This window comes from Methanobacterium aggregans (assembly GCF_017874455.1).
GTDB lineage: Archaea > Methanobacteriota > Methanobacteria > Methanobacteriales > Methanobacteriaceae > Methanobacterium_C > Methanobacterium_C aggregans.
Window position 1 is genome coordinate 111,265 of the sequence record NZ_JAGGLN010000004.1, and the last position, 16,697, is coordinate 127,961.

Annotated in this window: 17 protein-coding genes; 8 read left to right on the top strand and 9 right to left on the bottom strand. The window is 39.2% G+C overall.

What is annotated here, in order from left to right; genetic code table 11:
• Positions 1-115: 115 nt before the first annotated feature.
• The 3 genes from larC to J2756_RS07270 all read right to left on the bottom strand — a co-directional run bounded on the left by larC (position 116) and on the right by J2756_RS07270 (position 2,601).
• Complete coding sequence (gene larC, locus J2756_RS07260; protein ID WP_209584161.1) at positions 116-1,315, bottom strand: nickel pincer cofactor biosynthesis protein LarC; 1,200 nt, start codon at positions 1,313-1,315, stop codon at positions 116-118.
• A gap of 588 nt (positions 1,316-1,903) precedes the next feature.
• The gene (locus tag J2756_RS07265; protein WP_209584163.1) at positions 1,904-2,080 is read right to left on the bottom strand and encodes a hypothetical protein; all 177 of its coding nucleotides are present in this window, start codon (positions 2,078-2,080) and stop codon (positions 1,904-1,906) included.
• Positions 2,077-2,601 (bottom strand): MJ1244 family protein, encoded by a 525-nt coding sequence (locus tag J2756_RS07270; RefSeq protein ID WP_209584165.1) that lies wholly within the window; start codon positions 2,599-2,601, stop codon positions 2,077-2,079. Before J2756_RS07270 ends, J2756_RS07265 begins: the two co-directional genes overlap by 4 nt.
• Before the next feature lie 60 nt (positions 2,602-2,661).
• Here J2756_RS07270 and J2756_RS11500 point away from each other — a divergent pair, with 60 nt between their 5' ends.
• The 4 genes from J2756_RS11500 to upp all read left to right on the top strand — a co-directional run bounded on the left by J2756_RS11500 (position 2,662) and on the right by upp (position 6,432).
• Complete coding sequence (locus J2756_RS11500) at positions 2,662-3,729, top strand: phosphatidylglycerophosphatase A (RefSeq protein ID WP_245315980.1); 1,068 nt, start codon at positions 2,662-2,664, stop codon at positions 3,727-3,729.
• A 207-nt stretch (positions 3,730-3,936) separates the two neighbouring features.
• Positions 3,937-4,728, top strand: coding sequence for an adenosylcobinamide-GDP ribazoletransferase (gene cobS / locus J2756_RS07280; RefSeq protein ID WP_209584167.1), 792 nt, complete (start codon positions 3,937-3,939; stop codon positions 4,726-4,728).
• A gap of 201 nt (positions 4,729-4,929) precedes the next feature.
• The gene (locus tag J2756_RS07285) at positions 4,930-5,481 is read left to right on the top strand and encodes a tRNA (cytidine(56)-2'-O)-methyltransferase (RefSeq protein ID WP_209584168.1); all 552 of its coding nucleotides are present in this window, start codon (positions 4,930-4,932) and stop codon (positions 5,479-5,481) included.
• Positions 5,482-5,796: 315 nt separating this feature from the next.
• Positions 5,797-6,432: a uracil phosphoribosyltransferase gene (gene upp, locus J2756_RS07290; RefSeq protein WP_209584170.1), complete on the top strand. Its 636-nt coding sequence runs from the start codon at positions 5,797-5,799 to the stop codon at positions 6,430-6,432.
• A gap of 65 nt (positions 6,433-6,497) precedes the next feature.
• Here the strand turns inward: upp and J2756_RS07295 are convergent, their stop codons facing one another.
• The 4 genes from J2756_RS07295 to rplJ form a co-directional block, all read right to left on the bottom strand.
• A complete protein-coding gene (locus J2756_RS07295; RefSeq protein WP_209584542.1) occupies positions 6,498-6,992 on the bottom strand; it encodes a fumarate hydratase C-terminal domain-containing protein in 495 nt (164 codons plus the stop codon).
• 69 nt (positions 6,993-7,061) lie between these two features.
• Entirely contained in the window at positions 7,062-8,219 is a 1,158-nt protein-coding gene (gene mfnA / locus J2756_RS07300) for a tyrosine decarboxylase MfnA (RefSeq protein ID WP_209584172.1), read from the bottom strand.
• A 135-nt stretch (positions 8,220-8,354) separates the two neighbouring features.
• Positions 8,355-10,652, bottom strand: coding sequence for a phosphoenolpyruvate synthase (ppsA, locus tag J2756_RS07305; RefSeq protein ID WP_209584174.1), 2,298 nt, complete (start codon positions 10,650-10,652; stop codon positions 8,355-8,357).
• Between the two features lie 20 nt (positions 10,653-10,672).
• A complete protein-coding gene (rplJ, locus tag J2756_RS07310; protein ID WP_209584176.1) occupies positions 10,673-11,155 on the bottom strand; it encodes a 50S ribosomal protein L16 in 483 nt (160 codons plus the stop codon).
• A gap of 121 nt (positions 11,156-11,276) precedes the next feature.
• Here rplJ and J2756_RS07315 point away from each other — a divergent pair, with 121 nt between their 5' ends.
• From J2756_RS07315 to J2756_RS07330, 4 genes are all read left to right on the top strand, one after another.
• Positions 11,277-12,074, top strand: coding sequence for an ATP-binding protein (locus tag J2756_RS07315; protein ID WP_209584178.1), 798 nt, complete (start codon positions 11,277-11,279; stop codon positions 12,072-12,074).
• 117 nt (positions 12,075-12,191) lie between these two features.
• On the top strand, positions 12,192-12,443 hold the full coding sequence (locus tag J2756_RS07320) for a KEOPS complex subunit Pcc1 (protein ID WP_209584180.1): 252 nt from the start codon (positions 12,192-12,194) through the stop codon (positions 12,441-12,443).
• A gap of 160 nt (positions 12,444-12,603) precedes the next feature.
• Entirely contained in the window at positions 12,604-14,151 is a 1,548-nt protein-coding gene (gene serS, locus J2756_RS07325; RefSeq protein ID WP_209584182.1) for a serine--tRNA ligase, read from the top strand.
• A gap of 82 nt (positions 14,152-14,233) precedes the next feature.
• A complete protein-coding gene (locus J2756_RS07330; protein WP_209584184.1) occupies positions 14,234-14,422 on the top strand; it encodes a hypothetical protein in 189 nt (62 codons plus the stop codon).
• Between the two features lie 341 nt (positions 14,423-14,763).
• Here J2756_RS07330 and J2756_RS07335 read toward each other — a convergent pair whose 3' ends face one another.
• Positions 14,764-15,528, bottom strand: coding sequence for a peptidylprolyl isomerase (locus J2756_RS07335; RefSeq protein WP_209584186.1), 765 nt, complete (start codon positions 15,526-15,528; stop codon positions 14,764-14,766).
• Positions 15,519-16,643: a nucleotidyltransferase family protein gene (locus J2756_RS07340; protein ID WP_209584543.1), complete on the bottom strand. Its 1,125-nt coding sequence runs from the start codon at positions 16,641-16,643 to the stop codon at positions 15,519-15,521. Before J2756_RS07340 ends, J2756_RS07335 begins: the two co-directional genes overlap by 10 nt.
• Positions 16,644-16,697 lie beyond the last annotated feature (54 nt).

Below are 16,697 nucleotides of genomic sequence, written 5' to 3' on the forward strand. Positions count from 1 at the left end.
TGTGAACTTTAATAATTTGATTCTATCATCTATTGATTTTGTCTATTATATTCTGTAACTATAAAATTGGTTTTCAGTGAAGGAATTTTGAATTAAATGAATTAATAATCTTGGATCATGATTTAAATTTCTTGAATGCATCTTCAGCCATTGCCATAATATCTTTAACTGGAATTCCAGTTTCAATGGAAACTTCTTTTGCATCCTCATATTCAGTTTTGCTGCTTACAATGTCCTCTCCAATCAACCCCACTTTTATCCTTATACTTTTTTTCATCCCATTTACATCCACTTCAACAGGTACTATTTCCCTTGAAACAGTGCTACGATGACTGTAGGGTAAAAATCGAACACCCAGAGTTCCTGTCTCTCTTATGATTGCCTCTGCAATTGCATCAGAATCTTCAGGCTTTGTTATTACCCTGAGAAGATGTCCGGGCCTGTTTTTCTTGGTCAGAGTGGGTATGATGGTAACGTCCCTTGCTCCCTTCTCCATCAACCTGTCAAATGTATGCCCCAGAACCTCTCCTGTAACATTGTCCAGGTTGGTTTCAAGTATGTACACCTTGTCCATTGGAACATGTGAATCACCTGTGATAATCCTTAAAACGTTTGGGATGGAGAGTTCATATTTTCCAGCACCGTAAACCACAGTTTTGTCTGTTACCATGGGATAAAATTTGCAGAACTCATCAACCATGTTAACAAGGAGGGCCGCACCTGTTGGTGTTGCAAGCTCCTGTTCAACAGGTCCGCCGAAGGTTGGAACGTTCCTCAGGATCTCAAGGGTTGCAGGTGCAGGAACACTTAAAACACCATGCATACTTTTTATTCTACCACCTCCAAGGGCAACTGGCATTCCGTAAACCTTCTGTTTGTTCAATCCAAGTTTGAAAAATGAGTAAGCTGCACCCACAACATCTGCAACTGCATCTGCAGCCCCAACCTCATGGAAGTGCACTTTCTCCATAGTTGTGCCGTGAACCTTTGATTCTGCCTCTGCAAGTGTTTTAAAAACTTTTTTAACGAACCCAGTTACTTCCGGACCAACATCAGGGTGATTAATACTGTCAAAGCCATTGAGAAGTTCCATGTAGGTTACAGGTTCCTTATCCCTGCAATTGACATCCGCGTAGGTTGCAGATATCCCTGATTTTTTAACTTGGGATATTTCCACCTTTACATCTCCAAAGTGTGATGCATAATGTTCCATGACGCTTATGATATCTTCATGATCCACTCCAAGGGATGCTAAAGCTCCAACCATCATGTTTCCAGATATTCCTGAGTTTTGAGGGTCTATGATAACTACCATCTTTTCACGATCACTTCGTTAGGTTTAAGAATCCTATGATAAATTTAGGACAGATCTCTATTTTTATACGCTACTATTTATGCTATTGATGTTTCTTAGTTCTTGTTGAAAATGTTAACTGATAATTTTTTTGAAAGCCTCACCAAGCCCTGAATGATATCGTTGGCTGTAAAACTTTTTTTAAGGCTATGCTAATCCTGCCTTAAGTGAACTGTCCTAAAAAATTACAACCAACAATAAATCATCTGAAGAATTTTAAAATTTGAAAAAAGTTTTTAGAGTCTTCATAAAACTTACAGCATAATATTATGATTATTTATAAGTTTGTTTAGATAAATTTTAAGGCAGGTTACCTAAAAAAGATCCTTTTAAAGAAAAGTTTAAAGAAAAGTTATTTCTAAGAGAATCTGAAAATAGAAAAAAGCTAAAAATAAACCATCAAATCATTATCTGAAAATAAATTTAAGGGGAGGTTTGTAATGGACTGGAAATCTGTGGCTGTTTTTATAATATTTACGGTGATATTTTACTTTTTAATATCCTTCCTGCTGCACTGAAACCTTTTTGAAACTTCAATAGCTTCAAATCTTATTCTTTTTGTTTCTCTGGGAGGTTAACCATGTGGAAGGTGTAGTAACGGGCAAATCCACAGTCCCTGCAGCGTATCTCCATTGTGTACTCATCAACTGTTATGTCGTGGATGGTTGCATCACCGCAGTTGTAGCACTTGGCAGATTTTTCAAGTTTCCAAGCTTTAACTGTCATTTTCCACCCTCAGATTTACCTGGTACTTCAACTGTTTTCAGGGTGTAGTACCTTGCGGCACCGCAGTTGGTGCACCATATCTTGCCCTTGTTCATATTTATACGTATTCTCTGGACTGCATTTTCACCGCAGTAAAAGCAGGGCACTTCCTTCTCAAGGAACCATGTTTCAGTTCTATCTTCCTTGGTTTCGTGTTTTCCGTTGCTCACTATTATTTTGCGTATGGGTACCTCGAGTATGGTGTACTTCTCTCCATCAAGGGCTTCCTCAACAGATTCTATGATTCCATCAACCTTCTCTTCATCCACAACACTGCAGATGAGAACTGCATCTGTTGCATAATCCCTTATCATACCTATGGCTGATTTTGGATCCTCTTTTATTGAAAATCCCTTCCAATCCTGGGGAGACATTCCCTTGTACTCTAAAATGTAAAATCCAGTTATCCCTGCATCTGTAAGGGCGTTCATAGCTTTTCCCAGGTTTTCAATCTCAACAAAGACTCTAAGATGAACCTTCATAAAACCACCTACTATATATTCATTATATCCATCATATTATTATAATGTGTTGGTGATGAAATGAAAAAAATCTGCATAAAGGATGCGCAGGTCCTAGAAGACCGGGAAAAGCTTATAATTCAGAGGGAAAAAGGATTTTTAGCAGTTGGAACTCCAGCAGTTGGTGGGGGGATCATGGAGGTTAAAAGAATTGTTAATCAATTCAACTGCAGTGAAAGCCTTCCAGGATCAGGTTCTAAAGGTTCAGAAACCAGAAGTTTAGGGGAAGTTCCTCAAACTTCAAATGATCTTGATGTCCCCACTGACTCCATGATACTTCTAAATCCCTCAGATACTGGAGGTTCAGTAACACTTAACAATTTCAATGTTACAGCAGTTGTGACTGGAGATTACATAAAATATTTCTCCAACGATGCTGACTACCTCTGGATGAACATCATGGTATTCGTGGATGAATTCATGGATGAAGAAACTCTTTTAGAATTGTTCAAAACAACTTCAGATGCTAAATTTGCAGCTTTATGGGATATGGGTCTTTTAAATCATTTTTCATTTGATCCAATGAACTGTGGTGACTCAATAGTACTGGCATGCAAAGGTAATGGAAATCCTTCTGACGAGGAAGTGATCGAAACCATTGAAAAGACTGCAGAATGTGTTAGAAAAGCCGTGGCCGAACTACTCAAAATATGTGGCTTTCCAAAGGATGTTCTGGGTTTCATGGAGGATGTTGGAGTCACAGTGGACAACCTCACCGATGCGGGCATGGAACTTGTTGTTGGTGTTGAAAAAACAGATGAAATCAGGGAAAAACTCCGAATGCAGATAATCAAATCACTCCATGACCTGAACGTTGTATCCTTCATAATAGCAGGAATACGGCTTGAAGAGGACTACGAGAAGCACAGGGTTCATGGTGTGGATGTGGATGATGATCCAGCTTATCTTTACTCTGATGAGGTCTTTGGAATGTCAGTTGCAAACCAGATAGCTGGTACCAAGGCCATTTTCAACTTCAAAAGGTACGATGAAGCTAAACCTGGAATAATAAGTCATCTTGGCCCTGTTTTGGATGATGTTTTTGCAGGGCTCGTTGCAGGCTGCATGTCCAAGATATTTGAGGAATAGTTCTTTAGGGATTTAAAAGTACTTTGGAGATATTATTAAGATTTTAAGTAAACCTTGATGAGAAATTTTCAATGGAAGAATTCAATATCCAGTTCATTCAGAGTATATCTGGAGATACTTGGTTGCTTTTTGGATGATTTATTGTATGTCAGACTAAATGGATTGAATGGATGAAAATTATGGATAAAAATAAATTTGAGGAATACAATGCAGGATGATAACAGAAACAACAATGTCAGAGACCCTCAGAAAATTGGAAGTTTGAGGGGTATTGCAGGTCTGGTATCCTTCTCAACCATACTCCCCCTTAATATTCACACAAGCATTGAGGAAATGGCCAAGTTCACATGGTTCTGGCCCGTAATTGGAGGGTTCATTGGAATAATTGCAGGAACCTTTGGATTCTTCCTTCTGAATATGGTACAGATACCCCAAATCATTGCAGCTGCACTGATCTACAGTTTCATGATATGGTTCAATGGATTCCACCACCTCGACGGCCTCATGGACTTTGGAGATGGGATGATGGTCCACGGAACCCCTGAAAAGAAGATAGAAGTAATGAGGGACACAAGAATAGGCACCGGTGGAATGGCTTACTTCGTAATGGTGGCTCTGGTCACATTTTCAAGCCTAGGATCAGCCCCTGCAGCTTTGATATTTCCTGTAATCCTTGTATCAGAAGTAGCGGCTAAAATGGGCATTGTAACATGTGCAACCTTTTCTGAAGCATTTCCAGACGGCACAGGAAGGTTTTTCATTGAATCCATGAACAAAAAATTCCTGCTGCTTTCACTGGTTTTAGCTTCAACCATTGGATTTTTAGCCCTAAACATTACTGGAATAATTGGAATAATTGGAGGGCTGTTGGGTGGAACATTGATTGCGTTTGTGGCTCGAAGAAACTTCAAATGGGCAACAGGAGATATTCTGGGAACATCCAATGAAATTGGGAGAATGCTATCCCTGATAATCATCACATGGATTTTACTGGTTTAGATAACAATTGAATTTGATCTTAATGATATTACACTGAATATAAAGTGCATAGAATAAAATTTTGACTCTGAAAAAGCAGATTTAAACTACTATAAATTAAATTAAACTATAAATTAGGATTTTTATTGATAAATTAAATAAAGGATTGTAACAGACCATAACCCTAGATAGGTCAATAATTTTGTAAGGTTGGATAAAAAAATGGATAACAGTAAAGTTAATGTTTTAAGGCTTGATCACAGAAGGGTGAGGGATGCAAGGATAACAACACATGTATGTCTTACATCACGAGCCTTTGGAGCAGATAAGGTCATATTAAGTGGAGATAATGATAAAAAGATCATTGAAAACGTAAGAGATGTTGTGAAACGTTGGGGTGGAGATTTTGAGGTGGATTACCGTAAGAACTGGGAAAACCTCCTTGATGAATGGAAAAACTCAGGCGGTGAAATAGTTCACCTCACCATGTACGGAGAACCTGTTCAGGAAGTAACAAAGAAGATAAAGGAGTCTCCAAAGGACAAGCTTGTTGTTGTTGGTGGTTCCAGAGTTCCAACCAAGGTTTACCATGAAGCAGATTGGAACGTTTCCGTGACAACACAACCCCACTCAGAGGTTGCAGCCCTTGCAATATTCCTTCACACCCTTTTTGATGGTGCAGAGTATGATAAGGACTTTGAAGGTGGAAAACTGGAAGTAGTGCCTACAGCCCATGGTAAAAAGGTACTGACCCATGATAAGAATGCTGAGTGAACAATTGATGTTTCCCTAATGGGAAACTTCTTAATTTCAATTCTTTTCTTTAATTATTCGTTTAGTATTTGTTAATTAGTTTATTTGAGATTTTAAATCTTGGATTACTCCTTCTTTTTCATAAATTCTTAAAATCCTGTTAAGATTGGATCTTCATGTTAATTTAAGAGCTTCAACTTTCAAATTAAACGAACCGAACCATGTGAATTTCCATCCAAATAAATAAAGGAGTGGACAATTAAATTAATAGTAGTTAAAAATTCTCAGGTTTGCTTGAAGTACTTTTGAATTAGGTTTGTGAAGGGGGTTTGTTGCTTGATAAAGGTTGTTTCACATCCACTGGTGCAGGAAGAACTCGCTAAGTTAAGGAGTTCAGGTATTGATGGTGCAGATTTCAGAAGGGGAATGATTAAAATAGGCAGATGGATAGGTTACGAATTTGCAGAAACACTCCCAACAGAAGAATTCGAGGTTGAAACACCATTAGGAATTTCTAAAGGAATTAGAATAAAAGATAAAAATAATTTTGTAGTTGTGAATGTTTTAAGAGCCGCAATTCCCCTTGTTGATGGAGTACTCAGGGTTTTCCCCGAGGCAAAATGTGGGGTGGTTGGTGCCTGGCGCAGGGATGAACCACCATTTCCTGTGGAGGTCAACTACATCAAGCTGCCTGAAATCAAGGGTAAGATCGTTGTTGTTGCAGACCCAATGCTTGCAACTGGAAACACCATGACCAAAATCCTTAAAAAAATTGAAGAAACTGAAATTCCATTAAGAATGGTTGTCTTCAGTGTCATAGCTGCAGAGGAAGGACTGAAAAAGGTTTCAGAAGAACACCCTGAAGTTGAAATATACACCTGCGCCGTTGAAAAAGAGCTTAATCCTGACGGATACATCATTCCAGGCCTTGGTGATGCAGGGGATAAAGCATTTGGAAAGCCTTGTGGATGAATAACTTAAAAAAATGAAACATTGAATAACAAAATTACTGATTCACCATTAACTTAAGAAATAATTTAATATACTGACTCACCATGGGCTGAAGCAACTATTCCTGGAATTCCACAGACATTCAGGCGGTGAATAGCCTCCATACCTTCTTCCGGAAATGCTACAACCTCTGAAGAGATCAATCTGCTTGTTAAAAGTGCTGCTGCAGGTGGAGTTACAACGAAGATGGATCCATATTTGTCCAGAGATTCAACAGTTTCAGGACTTAACGCACCCTTTCCAATGTGCATTCTAACACCCATCCTGGATAAAAAGGGTAAGCTTTCTTCTATTTCTTCTTTGTTACTTGTTGTGGGCGATATTCCTGCAGGACTCATTGCAGTGTGCATAACAACTGCACCCTCAGTATCAAAGAGTTTCTCACCATTTTTTATGGATTCAACAAGTTTTGGAAGGGCAGCATCACGCCCCGTAAAAATTGTACCGTACAACTCTATTTTATCCCCTATTTTAAGATTCTGAATTGTTTCAGATATTATTGGGGTTTGAATCTTCTTTATAAACCATTTATCCTTATTCATGGTGATAAACCTCAAATCCAGTTTTAACCATAGTTTCTGTAAGATTCATTATTTTAGTTCTTTAAGGTCTTTAAGGAATGATTTAACATGTTCTTCCTTTACATGAGGCATGACTATGATTCTAACAGCCCTTGGATGGGATGATATTGAAACTGCCCATCCTTTATCCTTTAATTTTGCAGAAATATCTTCAGAAGACATTTTATCTGATTTAAAGGCAACCACGTTAAGTTGAGGTTCTGTAACCAGCTTGAAGTCTGATTCTCTGATTCCCTGTGCCAAAATGCCTGTAACTTCCATACAACGCCTTGCAACGTGAGTGTAACCCTTTCTTCCCATGTACTTCATGAGGGCCCATGTTGCTGCTGTGGATGCACCGGTTCTTGTACCAACTATTGTGGACTGCCTGTCCTCTGTCAGGTAAGGTGTTTCAACACTCATGGCTTCAAGGTACTTCTTTTCCCTGAAAAGAATTCCACCAGTGGGTATTGGTGCAAGACCCATTTTATGAGGATCTATGGTTATCGAAGATACCCCATCAAGTCTAAAATCAAATTCAGGAAAATCATAACCTGCTTCTTTAAGGAAAGGTATTGAAAATCCTCCAAATGCAGCATCAACATGCAAGTAAATATCCTTTTCAAGGCAAAGCTCTGATAATTCTTCTATTGGATCGATTTTACCCAGTTCCGTTGTTCCTGCAACCCCCACAACTGCAACAGTGTTTTCTGTTATGAGTTCCTCAACTGAACCCATCTTCATGCGGTAGTTACCATCCAGCTCTGCTTCACGGAGTTTCAGGCACAGCATGTCTGCCGCCTTCTTAAATGAAAAATGTGCAGATGTTGGAACTATTACTTCAGGCTTTTCTATGTGTTTTTTTTGTTGAGCTAAATTTCTTGCAGCCCTCATTGCCATTATATTGGCCTCTGTTCCGCCTGTGATGATATGGCCTAAAACATCCCTTTTCCCAAGGAGTTCACCCAACATGGCTATTACTTCATCTTCCATCATCTGGGTTCCCTTGAAGAGTCCAGGATCCCCAAGGTTTGACTCCAGAAACATTTTGTAGGCTTCAACTCCAACTGGATGTGGGCAGGTGCACATTGAACCCAGTATTCTACCTGATTTATGGGTCATGTCCAGTTTTTTGAACTTCTTGAGTGATTGAAGCACTTCTTCGTGTGATATTCCCTTGTTTTCCATTTCAATCCCTGAAAAAATGAATGATCATAGTGATTTTATATTAACTGTCTAAATTACCATCTTTAAAATAAATATTCCAATTTAAAAAAATAAAATGAATGAGGATTTAAACCCCTATTATATATCAAGAATTATTTATTCCTGTACAAGTTTTCTTGCAGCTTTTAAGAGCAGTTTTTTCTCAACACGAGCAACTACTTCTCTTACAGTTGGTACTGCGTCTGTGTTTGCAGATACACTTGTTATACCGAGTTCAACGAGTTTTTCAACAATGTCAGGCATGCTTCCTGCCTGTCCACAGATACTGGTTTTAACTCCGGCCTTGTTACATTCCTTAATAACATGAGATATGAGTTTTAAAACTGCAGGATGCCTTTCAGAGTATAGTCCAGCTACATTTTCGTTGTTACGGTCAATTGCAAGTGTGTACTGTGTTAGGTCGTTGGTTCCAAAGCTTACGAAGTCTATACCTTCTGCTATGAAGTCTTCGATTGTTAGTGCTGCTGCTGGTGTTTCAACCATCATACCGAATTCAATGTTCTTTTGTGGTTTGAGTCCAACAGATTCTGCTATTTTCTTGGCCTCTTTCAGTTCGTCTGGGTGCTGTACAAGTGGTAACATGATTCCAATGTTGGTGTAACCCTCTTCGTGGAGTTTTTTGATTGCCCTGAATTCTGCTTTGAGTATCTCTGGTTCATCAAGTTCTCTGCGTATTCCTCTCCAACCGAGCATTGGATTGTGCTCGTATGGTTCATCTTCTCCACCTTCAAGTGACTGGAATTCATCTGTTGGTGCATCGAGTGTTCTGTACCATACTGTTTTTGGGTAAAAAGCATCTGCAACCTTTAAAATGTTCTCAACAAGTACCTTTATTAGTTCATCTTCTTTTCCTTCCCTTATGAACTTTTTAGGGTGAACACCAGTTGTGAGCATCATGTGTTCAGTTCTCAGAAGTCCAACACCATCAGCTCCTGTTTCTGAAGCTTTTTTAGCAGCTTCAGGCATACTGACGTTGACTTTAACTTCTGTTACCGTTAAGAATGAAGGTTGAACAACTGTTGTTGTTGCTGCAGTCTCTTTGGTTTCAGAGGATTCATCCTTAATTTTTCCTTCAAATACAAGGCCCTTCTTACCGTCAAGGGTTACGATTGAGTTTTCCTTGAGGATCTTGGTGGCATCTCCAGTTCCAACAACACATGGTATTCCAAGTTCCCTTGAAACGATTGCTGCGTGGCAGGTTACTCCACCCTCGTCTGTTATTATTCCGTCTGCACGTTTCATTGCAGGCACCATATCTGGTGTGGTCATAGGTGTAACGAGTATGTCTCCTTCCTCAATTTTATCAAGTTCATCAGTGTTTTGAACAGTTTTAACAGCACCAGAAGCCATTCCAGGGCTTGCCCCAAGTCCCCTAACTATTATTGTTCTTTCAACTTCATCAGATGATTCTTCACCAGATTCTTTGTTGTTTCCAAGGGTTGTAACTGGCCTTGATTGTAGCATGAAGATCCTACCTCCTTCTATTGCCCATTCAGTGTCCTGTGGGAACTGGTAATGTTCCTGAATTTTTTTACCAATTTCTGCAAGTTTAGCTATTTCATAGGTGCTTAAAACTCGTTTTTCACGGAGGTTTTCAGGTACTTCAACCTGTACAGTTCTTCCCTTTTCAGGGTCACGTTTGAACATGGTCTTTTTATCACTGACTCTGTAATCAAGGATTTCCCCGGTATTCTTGTCGTACCAGCAGGTGTCTGGAGTTACAGTTCCTGAAACAACACCTTCACCAAGTCCCCATGCACCTTCTATGAGAATTTTCTCCTCACCTGTTGAAGGATGGACCGTGAACATCACACCTGCTTTTTCGGCGTCAACCATTTCCTGAACAACAACAGCTATGTAAACTTTTGAGTGGTCGAAATCATTCTCTTCCCTGTAAAAAATAGCTCTGGATTCAAAAAGAGATGCCCAACATTTCTGAACATATTTTACAACATCTTCCACACCTTTGATGTTAAGGTATGTGTCCTGCTGTCCTGCAAATGATGCTTCAGGTAAATCTTCAGCTGTTGCAGAGGATCTTACTGCAACGTATACATCTTCTTTACCGATTCGAGTACACAATGCATTGTATGCTTCCACTATAATTGCCCTTATTTCATTTGGCATCGGAGTGTCTGTTATTATTTTTTTAATAACACGTGCAGATTCCTGAAGTTCTTTGTTGTTGTTGACGTCTAAAGCATCAAGAATGTCCATTATTTCATCGAAGATCCCTGTTTCTTTTATGAATTTATCGTAGGTGTAGGACGTTACAACAAAGCCCGGAGGTACCGGTATTCCTGCGTGAGTTAGTTCCCCAAGGTTTGCACCCTTTCCACCTGCAACATCGACATCTTCCTTTCTAAGTTCTTCAAAAAATTCGACATACTTCATGCTAACACTCTTTTTACTGTTTATTTAACCAATTCTGCGCCTTCATCAACCACGATTCTGCATGTAACTGGGAATTTCATGGCAGCTCTTTTCAGTGCTTCTTTTGCATCTTTGAAGTTTTTCTTGTTCGTACGTATTGTTAGGACCTTCTGGTCAGCTTTCACTACTGCTACGGAACTGACTGCTTTTCCAAAGGCTTTTCTCATGCCGTCCTGAACCCTGTCTGCTCCTGCACCTGTTGCCATTGGGTTTTCCCTTACTATGTGATGTGGGTACACTCTTATCTTAAGGTGGTAGCCCATCCTACCTGATTTTCTCTGCATGTATCTGTTTGAAGCAATCCTTGCTGCTTCAAGTGCATTGTGAGATAATTGTGCTGGCTCTTTGACTTCAAGAGTCACTTTTAAAGGAAATTCGCCGGAGAGGTTTCCCATATCGTACTGAACTATCCTTGAACCCGGAATTTTCCTTATATAATCTTTTCTAGTATATGCTCTAACCATTAAATAATCCTCCTTTGTCAGAAATTTAAGTCTATAACTTAATAAACATTACCCTCAAATATACTCCCATCACACAATATAAAAAACCATCGAATAACCCATGAACTAGGTGGTGATCTTCATGAAAATTGCAGTAACTGGAAAAGGAGGGGTTGGAAAAACAACCCTTTCGGGCACTATGGCATGTATATTGTCACGAACTTATAAAGTATTCGCTATCGATGCAGACCCGGATATGAACCTTGCATCCAGCCTTGGAATACACAGCAAAATAACCCCAATATCCCAGATGAAAGAACTTATAAAGGATAGAACCGGAGCAGAACCAGGATCATCCTTTGGAGAAGTTTTTAAGATAAATCCAAAGATATCAGATCTTCCAGAATCACTCTCAATAAACTACGACCCTGAAGGCAGATTGAAGCTTCTGGTGATGGGAACCGTTGATAAAGGAGGAGAAGGATGTGTATGTCCTGCATCTGTGCTTTTAAAGGCAATTATGCGCAATCTTATCCTCAAAAAGGATGAGATCGTTGTGCTGGATATGGAGGCAGGTGTGGAGCACCTGGGCAGGCGTACAGCTGAAGCCGTTGATATCATGATAATAGTTGTGGAACCCGGACTCAAGTCTCTTGAAACAGCAGAACGGATAAAAAGGCTTGGGGGAGACATAGGTATCAAAAATATGGCCTGCGTTATAAACAAAGCCTCAAATCCTGATGAAGAAGATTTTGTGGTTGAAAAACTTAAAGAAATGAATCTTGAAGTGATCGGAAGCATTCCACGAGATCATACTGTTGTTAAGGCAGATATGGAGGGCAAAGCACTTGTTGATTATCCTGAATCTCCTGCTTTAAGATCAATAGAGGAAATTGCAGAAAATATTTTAAATCGTTCAATGAAAGTAGATAATGTATAATATATCATGATCATTCCAGGACCAAAATGGAACTTGGAGATGCATAATTCAGAGCTAATGAACTCGATAATTTATTAAAAAGAGTTGATTAAAGACGATTATTTTAGGGATGTAAATATGGATGTGAAAGCCAGAATAAAATTCAACTACCACAAAAAAGAAGAAGCGGAAAACGCCTTTAAATCATTACAACCAGACAACATTGGTTTTATAGATTCTCATGTAGTTAAAAATAGTTTTATCTGTGATTTAAAAAGTTCTTCCATTGGAACTTTACTTGCAACAGCTGATGATCTTCTTTTTTGTGAGATGATGGTTGAAAGAATGGCAGAGTTTGCATGGGTAAAACCACCCTCTAAGTCGAAATAGTAGTTTTAAAAATTTAAAGAATAAATATTAAGATTTAAAATTTAAAAAAAAATTATAAAATTTATTGTAATAAAAAAATGTGTCAGAACAGAATATTCAGAATATAATTGGACACTGCAACAGAAGATAATCGATTAGAAATAAAAAAAAGGTGGCATTGATGAAATTTACATTAAAAGGAGAAATTGTATTCAGCAAAGAAGCAGATGAAGCCACAGAAGAGATTAAAAGTTTCATAGAAGATGCGAACAACGAAATATTCCGGAAGGGAGTTCCAGAATCCCAGAAAGATGATGCATCAAAGATAGTTGAGTGGAACCTGAGTGGAAACACCCTAAAAGTTGAAATCGTATCCGGAAGAAGAGGAAGGGCACACGATGCTATACTTCGTGTTAAAAAACCATTAACACAACTTTTAGGACGCAAATACCATATAGGTGTGCGTAAAATTCTTGTTAAAGATTATAAAATTGAAATACCATCCCAAGAACCAATAGAAGTTGGTGACATGCCCTACGTCCTTGAATCTGAGTTCAAGGATGGTGAGATGGTTGTGAAGTTTGAGGAGCTCAACGAAGGAGACCTCAGAAAACACGTGGTTGACAGGGTTTTGAAACACCTTGAAACTGAAACTGCATCATCCACCATGGATGAGGACAAACCTTCAGACATACTCACAAAACAGGTCACCAAGATAGAACCTGGAACCATAGTATCAAAGAGTCCTGATCAGAAGTTCTTCTTTGATGGTGACCCTACAGAGGAAGCTGCAAAACGTGGCTGGGTTAAGAAGTTCCCTGCAAAGGGCCAGTGGTTCTACGGCCCTGAGATCGTTGCACTGCAGCGTGCACTTGAGGAGATAATTCTTGAAAACATCGTTTACAACCTGGACTTCATGGAGTGTCTCTTCCCAAAACTCATACCTCTACCTGTGATGCATAAGATGCGCTACCTTGAAGGACTTCCAGAGGGAATGTACTACTGTTCAGCACCAAAAAGGGATCCTGAAATCTTTGAAAAATTCAGGAACGAACTGGTAATAACAAAGGAGGTTCCAATCGACCTTCTTAAAGAGGGGCTGAAGGATCCATCTTACGTTATAGCTCCAGCCCAGTGCGAACCATTCTACGAGTTCCTGAGCCATGAGGTTGTGGATGAAACAGAACTTCCAATAAAGTTCTTCGACAGAAGCGGCTGGACCTACAGATGGGAAGGCGGCGGTTCCAAGGGACTTGACCGTGTCCATGAATTCCAGAGAATAGAGCTCGTATGGCTTGGAACACCAGAACAGGTGGACGAGATAAGGGATGCAACAGTTGACATATCCCAGAAACTGGCAGATGAACTGGAACTCCAGTGGTACACAGAAGTTGGTGACGACCCATTCTACCTTGAAGGCAGGAAGGTTGAGGAACGTGGAATCGAATTCCCAGATGTCCCAAAATATGAGATGAGGCTCTCTGTACCTGGTCAGGATAAGGGTGTGGCTGTGGTTTCTGCAAACGTCCATGGAACCCACTTCGTTGAGGGTTTCTCAATTAAAGAAGCCCACAAACACAGAGTCTGGACCGGCTGTACAGGTATTGGAATAACCAGATGGGTTTTCGGTTTCCTTGCACAGAAAGGTTTCGATAAGGAGAACTGGCCTGAAGCTGTCAGGGATCGTGTTGAAAGCATGAAAGTGCCTAAGATATTGACCTGGCCTTGAATTTAGCAAGCAATCCACAAAAACAACTTTATTTTTTCCATTTTTTATTTTAAAGTTATATTTATTTTAGAAACCTTTCTTCATGAAGAATAGTAAGGGAAATCCTGAAATGCTCAACCTGAAAAACTACATCGTTGGTTTGACCTTCGTTTTAATGCTCACAATTTTTCTACTGAAGAAAATACATGATAGAAATGCGCAGAAAAATAAACAAATAATGGAACATAAGGAACGAAAAGAACGGTTTAAAAACAGAAAGAGCAGAAAATAATGAAAAATATTTATTAAAATAATCATCAGAGGAATAATTATTATTTTTAATTAAAATTTAATGATTTGAATGGATTATATTATCTAAAATAAATTTAAAATAAAAAATTATTATAAAGAGTTATTATTTTTATTATAAAAGAAGCCTATTATAAAAGAAGCCCAAAAATTATTTTTAGAATTTAAAATAAAAAAATTAGATATTATGATAGTTTTTTACTGCTTTTAATTGGATATCTGGGAAAAAATATTAGAAAAATGGTTCAGAAAATGGATGAATTTTTCTACTGAAGAATTTTTGCATCCATTTAATCCCATTTAAGGAGTGTTAAGGTTCCCAGTTTACTCTTCAGCTTTGTCTAAAACTTCAGGAATTTCTTCAGTTTCAGTTTCTTCTTCTGGAGCTTTTTTCTCGAAAACATCTACGAATTCAACTTTCTCGATGGTTTCGATGTTTTCCCATACATCCCTTGCTATTCTGAATCTGGCGAAAGTTATGTCCATGTAGGGTTTGTTGTCGAATTTTGCCATTTCATCCATGGATATTTTGGCAACTCCATCTTCGATTGTGATCTCTGTTTTCTCTAAGTCGATCTTTGGGTTCGGGTAGTGGAGTTCTATCATGCTTTTGATTTTGGCTTCATCTTCTGCTATGATCTCTGACACTTTAACATGGTACTGGAGGCTTTTGCCTGCAAGTTCGTGGTTGAAGTCAACCGTTACACGACCGCCGCTTACGCTCCTTATTTTACCGGAGGTTCCTTCAGCTGTGATCACCATTCCAACTTCAGGTTTCATCCCCTGTTTCTTGAACTCCTTCATTGGTATGAGCTGTACAAGTTTTGGGTCCCTTTCTCCAAATGCTTCTTCTGGAGTTAGGTCTATGGTTTTCTCATCTCCCTCTTCCAGGTCGATAAGTTCCTCGTCAAGCCCTTTTAAGAGGTGTCCTGCACCTACAATGATTGGTATTGCACCGTAAGATTTATTTTCTACAAATATTCCTGCTTCTTCTGCCACCTTTTCATCGGTTGTGTCAAAGACGTCACCTGTCTCCTGAACCTTTCCGGTGTACTCTAATTTTACAAATTCTCCATTTTTCACTGGCATATCTCTAGCCTCCTGTGTGGTATTCTTTTTCGAAATTCTTTTAGAACTTCTTTATTCTTATATTTTAATATGCGGATTACAGATGGATATCTGTCTATATAGTTATGTATCATCTCCTTAAAAACACCAGCCTCCAGTGAAGATAAAACACGCTGCCTGTGGTGCCTGCTGAAACCCTGTGAAATTGCAGTTTCAACTTCTCCAAGACTGTAAAACGGCCTGTTTTCTATTAAAGATTTAGATGTTTTATCATCCATGAGTGCAAGGGATCTGAGCTCATCCTGGGAACTTTCATTCACCCTCTGGAGTATGCCATCTGCATCACGCAGGTTATGAAGGGGTGCCCTTCCAGCATCAATCTCCCTCCGGAGTACTTGAATGGTTTCAGATGGTAACATGTCCTCTGCATCTTCAAGATGCCCTGAAAGAACAGCTTCCCTTATTTTGGTTCCACTCACTCCTTCAATACGTTCAATAAAAATGAATTTATCCTTGAAATCGAATCCTATTTTTTTAAGGGACTTTGAAAGGGACACGATAACGTAATTGTCCTCATCAAGTTTTCCCTCCATTAGGATTTCCTTTGTCTGCATGTCTACAAATTTGTAGGGTTTGGGTGCCACACCATGGCCGTTACTTATCCTTGATAAGATTTCCTTAAATTCTGCTTCAAATTCTGGGAATGGTTTGTAGCCTCGGGGTATGTGATCTGCATCCAGTGCCTGGAAGGTTTTTGCAAGGCAGAGGGAGTACTGTCCTGAGCCCATTATTCCCATTGGAGGGCCTTCAACCACAATATCTGCACCAACGGCTACTGCTGCTTCAGCCCTGGCTTGGCGAGTCATTATGTAGGGAAGACCCCGGCCGCTACGCTCAAAGAGTCCTGGTACAACTGCAACGAATAGGCCGTCTGGAACCTGCTTTTTTGCCTCCATCATACAGTGCCTATGGCCATTGTGGAGGGGTGAGTACTCTGTGAAGTCTGCTATTATCTTAACTTCGTCTTTAACATCATCCTCGGGTTCCCCATATTTTGGTTCTGTTTCTAAATCTTTTTTAAAGATTTTTTTATCCCTTGAAATGATGTTTTTAACGAATTCTTCCCTTTCAAGCATGTAACTCATCTTTGTAGTTCCAGTTTTATTAATTAATCCATGATTTTATTTAAT